This is a genomic window from Limnobacter sp. CACIAM 66H1 (genome assembly GCF_001601825.1).
Lineage (GTDB): Bacteria > Pseudomonadota > Gammaproteobacteria > Burkholderiales > Burkholderiaceae_B > Limnobacter.
The window spans coordinates 1-13,943 of the sequence record NZ_LUJK01000011.1; the positions used below are offsets into that span (position 1 = coordinate 1).

General features: G+C 52.9%; 16 protein-coding genes. 7 read left to right on the forward strand and 9 right to left on the reverse strand.

Going from position 1 to position 13,943, the window contains the following annotated elements:
• Together A0129_RS04955 and A0129_RS04960 are read right to left on the reverse strand one after the other, a co-directional pair.
• Window positions 1–197, reverse strand: a 197-nt coding sequence (locus tag A0129_RS04955) for a hypothetical protein (RefSeq protein WP_291712932.1), incomplete at its 3' end; no start/stop codon positions are given.
• Window positions 198–228: 31 nt separating this feature from the next.
• On the reverse strand, window positions 229–1,005 hold the full coding sequence (locus A0129_RS04960; protein ID WP_291712934.1) for an enoyl-CoA hydratase: 777 nt from the start codon (window positions 1,003–1,005) through the stop codon (window positions 229–231).
• A gap of 152 nt (window positions 1,006–1,157) precedes the next feature.
• On the opposite strand from A0129_RS04960, the gene A0129_RS04965 reads away from it, so the two are divergent.
• From A0129_RS04965 to A0129_RS04985, 5 genes are read left to right on the forward strand one after another with little or no spacing between them, the layout of a single operon-like run.
• On the forward strand, window positions 1,158–1,904 hold the full coding sequence (locus A0129_RS04965) for an SDR family oxidoreductase (RefSeq protein ID WP_291712936.1): 747 nt from the start codon (window positions 1,158–1,160) through the stop codon (window positions 1,902–1,904).
• Window positions 1,905–1,932: 28 nt separating this feature from the next.
• On the forward strand, window positions 1,933–3,213 hold the full coding sequence (locus A0129_RS04970; protein WP_291712938.1) for an FAD-binding domain-containing protein: 1,281 nt from the start codon (window positions 1,933–1,935) through the stop codon (window positions 3,211–3,213).
• 3 nt (window positions 3,214–3,216) lie between these two features.
• Complete coding sequence (locus A0129_RS04975) at window positions 3,217–3,699, forward strand: DUF3429 domain-containing protein (RefSeq protein ID WP_291712940.1); 483 nt, start codon at window positions 3,217–3,219, stop codon at window positions 3,697–3,699.
• Window positions 3,700–3,746: 47 nt separating this feature from the next.
• Entirely contained in the window at window positions 3,747–4,730 is a 984-nt protein-coding gene (locus tag A0129_RS04980; protein ID WP_291712942.1) for an MDR family oxidoreductase, read from the forward strand.
• Between the two features lie 16 nt (window positions 4,731–4,746).
• Window positions 4,747–6,585, forward strand: a complete 1,839-nt coding sequence (locus A0129_RS04985; protein WP_291712944.1) for a peptidase M61 — start codon at window positions 4,747–4,749, stop codon at window positions 6,583–6,585.
• Here the strand turns inward: A0129_RS04985 and trpC are convergent.
• From trpC to rpe, 6 genes are all read right to left on the reverse strand, one after another.
• A complete protein-coding gene (trpC, locus tag A0129_RS04990; RefSeq protein ID WP_291712946.1) occupies window positions 6,579–7,367 on the reverse strand; it encodes an indole-3-glycerol phosphate synthase TrpC in 789 nt (262 codons plus the stop codon). The genes A0129_RS04985 and trpC overlap by 7 nt on opposite strands.
• 14 nt (window positions 7,368–7,381) lie before the next feature.
• On the reverse strand, window positions 7,382–8,419 hold the full coding sequence (gene trpD, locus A0129_RS04995) for an anthranilate phosphoribosyltransferase (RefSeq protein ID WP_291712948.1): 1,038 nt from the start codon (window positions 8,417–8,419) through the stop codon (window positions 7,382–7,384).
• Between the two features lie 45 nt (window positions 8,420–8,464).
• Complete coding sequence (locus A0129_RS05000) at window positions 8,465–9,049, reverse strand: aminodeoxychorismate/anthranilate synthase component II (protein WP_105027303.1); 585 nt, start codon at window positions 9,047–9,049, stop codon at window positions 8,465–8,467.
• A 98-nt stretch (window positions 9,050–9,147) separates the two neighbouring features.
• Window positions 9,148–10,650: an anthranilate synthase component I gene (gene trpE / locus A0129_RS05005; protein WP_291713039.1), complete on the reverse strand. Its 1,503-nt coding sequence runs from the start codon at window positions 10,648–10,650 to the stop codon at window positions 9,148–9,150.
• On the reverse strand, window positions 10,650–11,330 hold the full coding sequence (locus A0129_RS05010) for a phosphoglycolate phosphatase (RefSeq protein WP_291712950.1): 681 nt from the start codon (window positions 11,328–11,330) through the stop codon (window positions 10,650–10,652). Before A0129_RS05010 ends, trpE begins: the two co-directional genes overlap by 1 nt.
• A 6-nt stretch (window positions 11,331–11,336) precedes the next feature.
• On the reverse strand, window positions 11,337–12,017 hold the full coding sequence (gene rpe, locus A0129_RS05015) for a ribulose-phosphate 3-epimerase (RefSeq protein ID WP_291712952.1): 681 nt from the start codon (window positions 12,015–12,017) through the stop codon (window positions 11,337–11,339).
• 151 nt (window positions 12,018–12,168) lie between these two features.
• On the opposite strand from rpe, the gene apaG reads away from it, so the two are divergent.
• Window positions 12,169–12,552 (forward strand): Co2+/Mg2+ efflux protein ApaG, encoded by a 384-nt coding sequence (apaG, locus tag A0129_RS05020; protein ID WP_291712954.1) that lies wholly within the window; start codon window positions 12,169–12,171, stop codon window positions 12,550–12,552.
• On the opposite strand, the gene A0129_RS05025 is transcribed toward apaG, so the two are convergent.
• Window positions 12,549–12,695 carry a hypothetical protein gene (locus tag A0129_RS05025; RefSeq protein ID WP_291712956.1) on the reverse strand — a complete coding sequence of 49 codons (147 nt, stop codon included), beginning with the start codon at window positions 12,693–12,695 and terminating at the stop codon, window positions 12,549–12,551. The genes apaG and A0129_RS05025 overlap by 4 nt on opposite strands.
• On the opposite strand from A0129_RS05025, the gene A0129_RS05030 reads away from it, so the two are divergent.
• The gene (locus A0129_RS05030; RefSeq protein ID WP_291712958.1) at window positions 12,694–13,938 is read left to right on the forward strand and encodes an MltA domain-containing protein; all 1,245 of its coding nucleotides are present in this window, start codon (window positions 12,694–12,696) and stop codon (window positions 13,936–13,938) included. The genes A0129_RS05025 and A0129_RS05030 overlap by 2 nt on opposite strands.
• Window positions 13,939–13,943: the final 5 nt, after the last annotated feature.

Here is a 13,943-nt window from a genome sequence, read left to right on the forward strand (position 1 = left end):
GAAGAAATTTGTATTTTTCTGCAACACAGCAAAAGTGTGTTCCAACCACCCCACAAGACGACGAAAACAAGCCCCTGACGCACAAGGATTTTTTTCTGAGTTGCACAAAAAACAGGCTCCCGAAGGAGCCCTGAAAATATTTCATTTTTGTGACGCTCAAGCCCTTTAGAAGGAGCTTTGAACCCATTTAATTCCAATTTAATTCAAATTAATCTGAAAAATTCGGTCTTATTTGTTCTTGAAATCGGGCTTCCGCTTCTCAACGAAGGCTGCCATGCCCTCTTTTTGATCTTCAGTGGCAAACAAACTGTGGAACATGCGGCGCTCAAAAAGCATTCCTTCGGACAACGACCCTTCGAATGCACGATTAATGCTTTCTTTGGCCATCATGACAGAGGGATTTGAATAAGCAGCAATCACCGTGGCCGCCTCAATCGCCTCATCGAGGCACTTGTCCGCAGGAACGACCCGAGAAACAAGGCCGGCACGCTCGGCCTCGGCCGCATCCATGAGACGGCCGGTCAAGCAAAGGTCCATGGCCTTGGCTTTGCTGATAGCGCGGGGCAAGCGCTGGGTACCGCCGGCGCCTGGAATGATACCGAGCTTGATTTCAGGCTGACCAAATTTGGCAGTGTCAGCACAAATAATGAAATCGGTCATCATGGCCAACTCGCAACCACCGCCCAGAGCAAAACCGCGGACAGCGGCAATCACTGGTTTGCGAATATTGCGGATGGTTTCCCAGTTGCGAGTGATGTATTCGCTTTTGTACACATCCATATAAGTGAATGTAGCCATGGCTCCAATGTCGGCCCCGGCTGCAAAGGCCTTCTCATTGCCAGTGATGACCATGGCTCCGATGTTCTCATCGGAATCAAAGTCCATCAAAGCCTGGCCCAACTCTGTCATTAACTGGTCGTTCAGCGCATTCAGAACCTGGGGGCGATTCAAGCGCACCAAGCCGACTTTGCCAATGGTTTCTACAAGAATGGTTTCATAGGTCATGTTTAGTCTCCAGCTTATTTGATTGGGATAGGGAAAGTCTAACCGCTCAAATTCGAGGAATCGGCGACTGAAAAGAGTTTTGAAGGAAGACGTGACTTTATTTTCTGTCTAGGACAAAATAGGGGCACTTTGGACAAAACAGGTAGTAAAGAATGACAAAGTGCGTATTTGTAATGGGCGCCAATAGTGCGATTGCCCAAGAATTGATTCGGTTGTGCGTGGACTCCGGCCAGGAGGTAGTTGCCGCGGGACGAGACACTGCGGTACTTGAGGCTCTGTATGGCCACTTGTCGAATGTTCATATCGTAGAGGTTCAAGCTTGTGACTCCGGTTCAGTGGACGCGGCTTTTCAGGCTGTGGTTGCAGAAGGCTGGCATGTTGATGGCTACGCACATTGCGTGGGTTCCATTTTGGTGGCCCCGCTTGTCAAAACCAGCGACGCTCAACTTGACAGCGTCATGCAGGTCAACCTGCTTTCGGCCATGTACGGCTTGAGAGCGTTTTTGAAACAGGCGAAGGCACAGGGCCAGGGTGGCTCGGCGGTGCTTGTGTCAACTTGCGCAACCGGAATTGGCGTACCCAATCACGAGGCGATTGCAGCGGCGAAGGCTGGCGTTGAAGGCCTGGCCAAATCAGCAGCAGCTACACATGCGGCCGACAATATTCGAATTAACGTGGTTGCACCGGGTTTGACTGACTCCCCGATTGCTTCGGCGTTTCTGAAAAGCGACATGATGCGGGCGGCAAGTGCAAAGCAATATCCTCTGCAGGGCATCAACACACCAGCCGAAGTGGCACAAGCAATGCATTGGCTGTTGAGCGATGGCGCCAGCCGGATGACCGGCGCTGTATTGAACGTCGATGGCGGCTTCCGGAATATACGCCCTCTTGTGAAGTAAACCCCATTCGATTGAAAGTAGGCCCACCATGCAGTACCGCACACCCAACAAATTTGAATCGAGTCGCAGAGCCGCATTGGATGCATTGGCAAAAGTAGACCCGATACTTTATAGCCGCTCCCGAAACTTTCTCGATGGGGCAGTGACTGGCTTATCCCCTTGGATTACCCATGGATACCTGAGTGTTCGAGAGGCCACGCAGGTCTTGATGGAAAAATACCGCCTGAGTTTTGAGGACAAACTGATATTCGAGTTCGCTTGGCGCGAATTTTTCAAGCATGCGCATGCTGAACTGGGGAGTGGAATTCTGAACGATGTTCGCCGCCCCGTCTGGCCCGGCAGGTACAACCATCAATTGCCGGACGATATCCGGGAAGGCCGAACCGGAATTGAAGCAATTGATGCCGGGGTGGCGTTGCTATACGAGACCGGCTATTTGCACAACCATGTGCGGATGTGGATTGCCTCGTATGTAGTACATATGCGCAAGGTGCACTGGAAAGTGGGCGCTGACTGGATGTATGCCCATTTATTGGATGGAGACCTCGCCTCCAACCATTTGAGCTGGCAGTGGGTGGCGGGTACGTTCAGCCACAAACCATACGTGTTTAACTCGGACAATGTGAAAAAATACGCTCCGAAGTGGGATTGTAGCGGTACGGCGATCGACACCGACTATGAAGACCTTGAATCGATCGCTCGCAGCAAACGCGATGTGGGGCGCGAGAGAAATGCGCCACCCGTTGGAGTCGCTGAGCCGACTAGCCACTCCTTTGATGTTGAGCTATTGAGCGACACGCTGAAGCGCAAGACGGTGGATCTTCGCCAACAGGCTGGTGTTGACTCGTGCAGTGCACTGATGAGCAACTTCAGGAAGATCAATTTGGTTCACCCCTGGGATCTGAAAGCCTGTTTTGATTTAACACAAAGCGGTGAATTGCGCGTGGGGCTGATTGACTGTGCGTTTCACAAAGCTCACCCGTGGAATAAGCAGCGATGGGATTTCGTGTTGAACGCCATGGAAACTGGCTGCGACCAGATCTGGGTTGTGAACACGGATGACATTGGACACTGCACAAGCATGCTGGCCAGCTTCATGAAAACCGGCGCCGAGTTTGAATTAAGAGAAACATTGAATTCAGGTTACCTGATGATCGGACGGTGTTTTCCGGTTCGATGGGTACCCGAGGAAAAGCTGCTCCCAAACCCGCTGCGCTTTCAACAGAGCTTTTCGCGCTTTTACAGAGAGGCCACTTTGATGGCGGGCAGTCTCGAGGAGGCGATACATGGCGGCATTTTGGTGGAATAACAGATGGCACAGGCATTGAAAACACACTGGATGAATATTCTTGGTTACGCTGGATTAATTCCTTTTTTGGGTTTGGCAGCCCTCACCGGGATATACACCGGCACCGAAACTGCTGAGCAGCTCGCTTATTACAACCTGATCTATGCCCTGTGCATTATTTCTTTTTTGGGTGCTGTGCATTGGGGATTGGCGATTTCACTCAGTAGCCAGGAGCAAGCCACTTACCTGGCGGGGTTGGACCAAGCAGAATTTGAAACTCGGAGTTTTATCTGGGGTGTGACGCCCTCGCTGCTGGCCTGGTTGGTCGGTGCATTTTCACCACCCCAGTTCACCCTGTGGATTCTTACATTGGTATTGGGCTTAGTCTGGCTGGTGGACCAACGCTTTTTAAAGCCGATGAAAGCCTTTGATGCCTACCTGCGCTTGAGAAACCACCTGACTTTGGGTGCAATTCTTGGATTGCTGGTGACCGCCTGCTTTGCCTAATGGTGTAGTCTTGAATCAAGACTGATCAGAAGCAAGGATGGAAAAGTATGTTCAAGGCGGTATTTCTTCAGAAAAACGAACAAGGCGAATTCAAGGCCAGTGTTCAAGAGCTGGACGAGACTCAATTGCCTGGATCTGGCGATGTGCTGGTTCAGATTTCCCACTCCACTCTCAATTACAAAGACGGTCTGGCCATTTGTAACAAGTCACCCGTAGTACGCCAGTGGCCCATGGTGGCGGGTATTGATGGTGCGGGTACTGTGCTGGAAAGCGCCCACCCTGGATTCAAACCCGGAGATGAAGTGATTCTGAATGGATTCGGTGTGGGTGAAACGCATTGGGGCTGTCTGGCAGAAAAAGCCAGATTGAAAGGTGACTGGCTGATCAAACGCCCCGAGGGCCTGAGTGCGGCGCAGGCCATGGCGATTGGCACGGCAGGTTACACCGCCATGCTGTGTGTGTTGGGCCTTGAGAAAAGCGGCGTGAAACCGGAGAGTGGTGAGATTTTGGTGACCGGTGCAACCGGTGGCGTGGGCAGTATTGCGATTGTGCTGTTGCGCAAACTCGGATACACCGTGGTTGCCACGAGTGGGAAACCTGAGCAAACCGAGTTTTTGAAAGGCCTGGGCGCCAGTGAGGTATTGGACCGCAAGTTGTTGAGTGAACCCGGGAAACCCTTGCAACGTGAACGTTGGGCTGGTGTAGTGGACTGTGTGGGTTCGCACACACTGGCCAATGCCTGTGCACAGACAAAGTACGGCGGTACTGTGACCGCTTGCGGCTTGGCTCAGGGCATGGATTTTCCCTCTTCAGTGGCACCATTCATTTTGCGAGGTGTTGCCTTGAAAGGGATTGATTCGGTGATGGCGCCGCTCGCGGTACGTGAAGAGGCATGGCGCAGACTGGCTTCAGACCTCGATTTGAATAAACTGAATGACCTGACTCGGACACTCCCTCTGGAGGGTGCGATTGAAGCGGCGGCTCAAATTATGGCAGGCACTAACACCGGCCGAGTGTTGATTAAAATTTAATAGATTCATAGCGACCATGTTGCATTACCAGGTTACGGTGGCAGACCCAAAGGGCCACTACTTTGACGTTCAGTTGCAATTTGAGATTGCAATGGAGCAACTGCAGGGCGCGGGTGAAAAGCGCTGGATTGACCTGAGCTTGCCTACCTGGATTCCAGGCAGCTATCTGATTCGGGAATTTTCACGGAACGTGCTGTACGTGCGTGCGCAGGCTGGATCGGTTGAAACTGCATGCACGCGGGAAAGAAAGGACACTTGGCGTGTTCACGTGGATGCCGCGCAACTTGTGCCGACTTCCCAGTCACTGTTAGTTCAATGCGAATGGCGAGTGTACGCGTGGGACTTGTCAGTCCGCGGTGCACACTTGGATGATACCCATGGTTTTTTCAACGGCACCAGCCTGTTTTTATGCCCGAGGGGATTCGACCGAGAGCCGGTTGAACTGACAATTTCGAGACCGGGGGAGGATTTGCAGGATTGGCTGGTTGCCTGTGGAATGCCCAGTCAGCCAGGTACATTGAAAGACCGCCACGGTTGCCCGGTGCTGCGGGCAGGAAGCTCCGTCAAGTTCAAGGCGACCGACTTCGATAGTTTGATCGATCACCCGGTGGAAATGGGTGAATTGCAGGTTGAAAGTTTCTCTGCCCTCGGCGTGGAACATGTATTCGCCGTGTATGGCGCCGATACAGACCTTGACTTACTGCGCATTTGTAACGACCTGAAACCGGTGTGCGAGGCCCAAATTGCCCTATTCGAACCGGAAACCAGGCGAGCGCCCTTTGAACGCTATGTGTTTATGCTGCATGCGACCGACAACGGCTACGGTGGACTGGAACACAGAAACAGCACCGCCTTGCTTTTTAACGCGGGAGAGTTGCCACAACGCGGCGTTGAAAAAGCGCCCAAAGGGTATGAAGGCTTTCTGGGGCTTTGCAGCCATGAGTACTTTCATTCTTGGAACGTAAAGCGGATGAAGCCAGCCGCATTTGTTCCTTACGACTTGACCCGGGAAAACTACACTCGACTGCTTTGGATCTTCGAGGGCTTCACCTCTTATTACGACGACGTGATGCTGGCACGCGCTGGCAAATTGACTGAAGAGGCTTATCTGAAAAGCGTGGGCAGAAACGTTGCTCAGGTGATGAAAGGGCCTGGGCGCTTGAATCAAAGTGTGGCTGACAGTTCCTTCGATGCATGGACCAAATACTACCGACAAGACGAAAACGCACCCAACGCGATTGTGAGTTATTACACCAAAGGCTCACTGGTGGCTTTGTGTATTGATTCCGTACTTCGACAGCGAACCAGCGGACAAAAAAACCTGGACGACGTGATGCGATTGATGTGGCAAAAAAAGGGATCTGGGCGGGAAGGGTTGCAGGAAGACGAATTTCCCGGTTTGGTGCTCGAAGCCACTGGAGTCGACCTTGGGCAGGAAATTTCAGAGTGGACCCAGAGCACGGCAGAGTTGCCATTGAATGATGCGCTGAAGGCTTATGGTTTTACACTAAGCCAAACCCCGAATGATGAGCAGATTTACCTCGGATTACACGGTCAATTCAAACCTGAAGGCATGCTGGTGAAGCAGGTAATCAACGGCGGCCCGGCGCATGCGAGCGGAATTTCAGCAGGCGATTTACTGGTGTCTCTAGGCGAAAAGAAACTGACTGAAACGCACTACAAGCGGATGTTGGCAGCGAGCCAGCCTGGCGTTGCGCTTCGGGCCATTGGATTTCGCGCTGAGCGATTGCTGGAGTTTAGCTTGCTGGCAGGCAAGCCAGTATCCAATGAGTGGACGATCAAGAAACTGGAACAGATTGATGGCAGCACTGTTCCGGCGCCGTGGCTTCAGTAAAAAAGATCGGCCAGTGCCCGGCCTGGTGAGGGTGCTCTCATGAACGCCTCACCAACCAAAAATGCGTGAATATCGTTGGCTCGCATGAGTGCGACGTCGTCACGGGTTGCAATACCGCTTTCGGTAACCAATAAATGTTCGGGCCCTACTCGGTCTTTCAGATCCAGCGTGGTTTTCAATGACGTTTCAAATGTTCGCAAATTGCGGTTGTTCACTCCAATTAAAGGGGTTTTCAACTGCAAAGCGATGTCCATTTCTTGTGCATCGTGCACTTCCACCAGCACATCCATACCCAGTTCGTTGGCACATTGCTCGAGTTCCAGCAGTTGAGGCAACTGCAAGGCAGAAACAATCAACAAGATAGCGTCAGCCCCCAAACCCCGGGCCTGCACAACCTGATAAGTGTCGATGATGAAATCCTTACGGATACACGGCAAACCACTCGCTTCACGAGCCAAGTCGAGGTACTGAGGCGCGCCTTTGAAGTATTGAATGTCAGTGAGAACTGACAGACAGGTCGCTCCGTGCTCAGCATAGCTTTTTGCAATTTCCACGGGATCGAAAGGTTCGCGCAAAATACCTTTGCTGGGGCTGGCACGTTTTACCTCTGCAATAACTGCAGGCAAACCTTTGGCCACCGCAGTTTTCATGGCATTGGTGAAACCCCGCGTTGGTGCCAACCTGGCGGCTTTTGCCAACCATTGCACTTCAGACAACACCTTTTTGCCCTGCGAAATTTCTTCGCGTTTGGTGGCGAGGATTTTGTCAAGAATATCGCTCATGATGCTGCCTTGTTTTATTGCTCAATCGACTTGGTGAAATCGACGAATTCATTGAGTTTGCGAATTGCCGCGCCACTGGATATCGTCGCGCGGGCGACTTCAACCCCCCCTTTCAGGCTATCCACGATTCCAGCGGTATACAGACCAGCAGCACTATTAAGCAATACGATGTCCCCGATTACACCGCCCTTGCCATTCAAAGCATGGAAAATTTTGTCGCGTGACTCCTGCACGGAACCTGCGTGCAAGCTGCTGTGTGAGGCCCTGGTCAGACCGAAATCTTCTGGCTTGATGGAGTAGTTTCTGATTTCACCGTCATGCAGCTCTGCAATTTGTGAGTCGCATTCAATACACAGTTCGTCCATGCCGTTCTCGCCATGAACAATGAGCGCCTGAACAGACCCTAAACGCCGAAGCACCTCGGCCTGCAATTCAAGCAAGTTGGCGCTATATACACCCATGACCTGACGTTTGGCATTGGCTGGATTAGTCAATGGACCCAGAATATTGAACACAGTACGCACACCCAGTTCTTTTCGGACCGGGCCAGCAAAACGCATGGCACTGTGGTGATTTGGGGCAAACATGAAACCAATGCCAACCCGATCAATCGACTGCGCAACCTGCTCTGGTTTAAGGTTGATGTTGGCACCCAGCAATTCAAGCACATCGGCGCTGCCAGAATTGGATGACACACTGCGACCACCATGCTTGCCAACTTTTGCACCGGCCGCCGCCAACACAAACATGCAAGCTGTAGAAATATTGAATGTTTGCGCACCGTCCCCGCCCGTGCCGCACAAGTCAACCACCTCGGTGCCTGAGGGTAATTCAACTGGGGTTACCAGATCCCGCATCACCTGCGCAGCTGCAGCCACCTCTTCGGCTGTTTCACCTTTGACCCTCAAACCCACCAGCAAGCCGGCAATTTGCGCGGTGGTTAGACCACCACTTAGCAGCGCTTGAAAGGCTTGACGTGTTAAATCGTGCGACAAGTCTTGACCTGCGAGCAGCTGGTTCAGTATTGCAGAGTAATTAAAAGGTTGGGACATGACGTGTGTGAACAAAAAAGTTGGATATGTTAGGTGCGTGTGGGATTAAGCAGCCACAGGTGATTTAACGCGCTTTAAAAAATTCTTCAGGAGGTCATGACCCCGGTCACTCAAGATCGACTCGGGGTGAAACTGAACCCCTTCAACATCCAGTGTTTTGTGGCGTACACCCATAATTTCTCCATCCGCAGTTTCTGCAGTCACCTCCAGACAATCGGGCAAACTCTCACGCTCAATGGCCAAGGAATGATAACGAATGCATGTCAGCGGATTGGGCAATCCTTCAAACACACCCACATTGGTATGGTGAACCGGGGAAGTTTTACCGTGCATGATGGTTTTTGCACGCACCACTTTGCCACCAAATGCTTCGCCAATGGCCTGATGCCCGAGGCATACCCCGAGAACCGGCACCACACCGGCCATGCGCTGAATCATTTCGATGGACACGCCAGCCTGCGCAGGCGAGCATGGTCCGGGAGATACACACACTGCGCTTGGCCTTAAAGCGAGCGCCTCATCGACGGTGATCGCATCGTTGCGAACAACATGAACCTGTTGCCCCAATTCGCCGAAATACTGCACGAGATTGAAGGTGAAACTGTCGTAGTTGTCGATCATCAACAGCATGGTGGACCTGCATTTCAAATAGAGGGGGAGAAAGAAGCGCGTGTTCGATTAAAATGTTAACACATGCGCCTGCCACGGCTCCTTGCGGGCTGGAACTATCACGACAACTCGCCATCCAGCCCAGCCTGAACCAACTCAGCGGCACGCATCACCGCGCGTGCTTTGTTTTCAGTTTCAAGCCATTCACTTTCAGCAACCGAATCGGCAACTACACCGGCACCGGCCTGAACATACAGGGTTTGGTCTTTCACAACGCCTGTGCGAATTGCAATTGCCACGTCCATAGTCCCTGTGAAACTAAGGTAACCACATGCCCCGCCATATACACCGCGTTTGGTGGGCTCGAGCTCGTCGATGATTTCCATGGCCCGAACCTTGGGCGCACCAGAAAGCGTGCCCGCCGGAAAGGTAGCGCGCAAGACATCCATCGCGCCCATGCCTGGCTTCAAATCACCCTGCACATTGCTGACTATGTGCATGACATGGGAATAGCGCTCTATGATCATTTTCTCGGTGACCTTTACTGAGCCCACCTGAGCAATGCGCCCCACATCATTGCGTGCGAGGTCGATCAACATGACATGCTCAGCAATTTCCTTGGGATCGGCCAGCAGTTCTTCAGCCAAGGCCTGATCTTCAAGCGGAGTTTTGCCACGAGGGCGCGTCCCGGCGATTGGGCGCAAGGTGACCAGCGGTGATTTGCCCTCCACCTGATCCTGCCGAACCAGGATTTCAGGCGATGAGCCCACCACCTGAAAACTGCCGAAGTTGTAGTAGAACAAATAGGGTGATGGATTCAGGGAGCGCAAAGCGCGATACAACATCAGTGCGTCCTGGGTGAAACGCTTGCTAAGCCGTTGCCCCAAAACCACCTGCATCACATCGCCCGCCGCGATGTATTCCTTGGACCTGGCAACCATGTCAAAGAAATATTCCTTGCTCATGCTGCGATCGATCGGGGTGCTTTCGCTGCTGCCAGACACTGGAATGGCAATCGGCTCACGAAGTTGCGCCATCAGCCGCTTGACCTCAGCAACACCGTTTTCATACGCATTGGTTTGCGCGGGATCGACAAACACAATGAGCTGAATGGTGCCCTGGATGTTGTCCACCACCGCCATGCGATCGGTAAACATGAGAAGAATGTCGGGAATGCCAAGATCATCTGCCTTGCGACTGGCCTCCAGCCGAGGCTCCATGTAGCGCACAGTGTCGTAGCCAAAATACCCGGCCAAGCCACCAAAAAAGCGTGGGCTGCCGTTGACTGGTGGAACCTTGAAACGTGCGTGATATTGCTCGATGAATTGCAGCGGGTCGCCGTTGAATGTTTCGAGCGTTTCCAGTGTGCCATCAGAATGCTGCCGTTGCACCAACACAGAATGCTCAACCACCTTGACAGTAATGCTGGAGGGCAGACCCACAAACGAATAACGGCCCGACCGTTCGCCACCCACTACAGACTCAAGCAAAAAGGTGTTGGGCTGATTGGCCAGTTTGAAATACACCGACAATGGTGTGTCGAGATCGGCGTAGCAACGCGCAATCAAGGGAATGCGGTTATAACCTTGCGCAGCAAATTGATCGAATTCGTTTTGAGAAATCATTGTGGTACCCGTGTGCCCAGCAGGCGTTGTGCAGCTTCTTCGATTGTGTTCACAATTCCATCGCATGGTGTTTCGTGAACAGATCGCCCCTCGTTGTAACCATAGGGCAACAGCCAACACTCTACGCCTGCGGCACGGGCAGCCAGCGCATCGTTCACGGAGTCACCGATCATCAATGCCTGCGAAGGCTCGACGCCAAGCAGCTTGCAAGCGTGGGTTACCGGCATGGGATCTGGCTTCTTGACCGGGCAGGTATCGCCGCCCACCATCACTTCAAAATAATCGGCAATACCCGTGCGCTCAAGCAAAGGTTGGGTGAAACGCTCAGGCTTGTTGGTGACCACCGCGAGCTTGATTCCCGCATTCTTCAACAGTGCCAACCCCTCTTTGACACCGGGATAAAACACCGAATGATTGCCGTTGATGTGGGTGTAGTGGTTTTGCCAGTTGGCCATGGCCTGTGCGTACAGCTCGGGCGACGCCTTTTCGGTCATGCTGCCGGTCAGGCTTCGATTGACCAGGTTTTCAGCGCCCTTGCCAACATAGACCGCCACTGTTTCTTCGGGTAACACGGGTTTTCCCAAGTCGACCAGCATGGCATTCACCGCAGCGGCCAGATCGGGTACTGTGTGCAAAAGTGTTCCGTCCAGGTCGAACAATACTGCTTGCTTGGTCATGATTGTTTATCTCGTAGTGGCGAGCTCGGCGCGCATTTGATCGATCACGGCCTTGTAGTCGGGCTTGCCGAAAATGGCTGAGCCAGCAACAAAGGTGTCGGCACCTGCGCGCGCGATTTGCGCTATGTTGTCGGGCTTTACGCCACCATCCACTTCAAGACGAATATTCTGGCCACCCTTGGCCACATGCGTGTCGATACGCTTTCGCAGATCAGCCAACTTGACCAAGGCCTGCGGGATGAAACTTTGGCCGCCAAATCCGGGGTTCACTGACATCACCAAAACAAGGTCAAGCTTGTCCATGACGTGATCCACCCAGGAAATTGGGGTGGCCGGGTTCAGCACAATACCGGCTTGACAGCCAGAATCACGGATCAGGCCCAAAGTGCGATCGAGGTGATCTGTGCCTTCGGGGTGAACACTGATGAGGTTCGCGCCGGCCTTTGCAAAGTCGGGAATGATTCGATCGACCGGGCGAACCATCAGATGCACGTCAATCATGGCCGAGGTGTGTGGGCGCAGAGCCTCGCAAACCAAAGGACCAATGGTTAGATTAGGCACGTAATGATTGTCCATCACATCGAAGTGCACCCAGTCTGCGCCCGCTGCAATCACATTTTTCACCTCTTCACCCAATCGGGCAAAGTCGGCAGAAAGGATACTGGGGGCGATAACAAACGGGTTCATGGTTGGCCTTCGATGGAGAATTCGACAATCAAAGCAAGAGTTTAAACGAAGTTACCCTCGGCAAATGACCTAGAAAGCGGCTTCGGATTTGTGAAATCAGGGGTTTGAAGTCATACTTGAAATCCAGAGCAACATTCACAAGCCACACCGCATGAGCAGCCCGTCACCTTATCAGTTTGAAGTTCGAGTCAGCACCCAGTTTCTGGAAGAGCAGAGCGACAAGGACAAAGGCCCTTATGTGTTCGCTTACACCATCGAAATTGAGAATGTGGGCGAACAAACCGCGCAGTTGCTCAGTCGCCACTGGATAATCACCGACGCCCACAACATTGTTCAGGAGGTGAAAGGAGATGGCGTTGTGGGTGAACAACCCACCCTGCGACCTGGCGAACGGTTTGAGTACACCAGCGGCTGCCCGCTACCCACCCCGGTGGGTACCATGAAAGGCAAATACACCTTTGTGGGCGAAGGTGGTGAACAATTTGATGTACCAGTGCCCGAGTTTTTGCTGTCCATGCCCAGGGTACTGCACTAATCCCCGTCTGCTGATTTGCCGGGTTTGGATGATTCATCATCGGATTTTTCGACTGGATGATCTACCCTGGCTCTAAGCGTCCACCACATGATGAACACGATCAGGCCCAAAGCCAACACCATTTCCGCAATGAGTAACCACATGTCCAATCCACTCCGTTGTTGGTGGCCCAGCACCGTGCTGGCCGCCTTGATTCTATCTGGATGCGCTACTGCTCCGACCCCGAAATCGGCTGAATGTTCATGCCCCGCAGGAGAAAAACAGGCTCAAGCCGAGAAAAAAGAGGAAAAACCAGCCTTACCTTTGTTTGTAAAGGCAGACTTCTCAAGCTTGCCTGGCTGGAGCACTACCGATCACGGACGTTTTCTGGAGGCCTTTGCTGAGCAATGTTCAGTCAATGGCAACGCACTGGCAAAACGCAAAGCCACACCCGCTGGTTTGCTGGAAGCCTGTCGCAAAGCTCGACAGAACTTGAGCGGGAATGCCTTGCTACCGGCACAAATATGGATGGAAGCGAATTTCGATGTGTGGCAATTCCAGCAGGAAGATGGCAGGAAAGAGGGTTTACTCACAGGTTATTTCGAGCCAATGCTGAAAGGTTCGCGCAAGGCACAGGGAGCCTACAATGCGCCGCTGTACGGTGTGCCAGCCGATTTGATTACGGTCAAACTGGACGAGCAATATCCCGAGCTGAAGGGAAAACGCCTGCGCGGTCGCCTGCAAGGCAACACCCTGGTTCCCTTCTTTGACCGGGCGGAATGGGAGCGCCTGGGGCCAGACCGGGAAAAACCGATTGTCTGGGTAGACGACAAACTGGATGCATTCCTGTTGCAGGTTCAAGGTTCGGGCCGAGTGACGCTGCCCGACGGCAGCGTGATTCGCTTGAGTTACGCCGAACAAAATGGTCACCCCTACAAATCCATCGGAAAGGTGCTGGTAGACCGAGGCGAACTGACTGCTGCGCAAGCCACGATTCCAGGCATCAGAAACTGGGCGAAAGCCAACCCAGGCAAACTGGATGATTTGCTGAATGCCAACCCGAGCGTGGTATTTTTCAAGGAAAACAAAGTACTGCGCCCACAGGAGGGCCCGATAGGCGCCATGGGTGTTCCCTTGACAGGTCAACTCAGCTTGGCGATTGACCGTGAGAAAGTACCATATGGAAGCCCGATCTGGATCGAGTCCAGTAACCCGGTGACCAACGCACCCATCGCACAGGGCACCTTGGCACAAGATACGGGAGGCGCCATTCGCGGGCGAATTCGTGCTGACTATTTTTGGGGAACAGGAGAAGAAGCGGGTACGGCCGCTGGCCTGACCCGTCAACCCTTGAAAATGTGGCTAATTTGGCCCAAAGGCACTCCCCTGCCCGAAGGCGGAAGCTGAGCTCT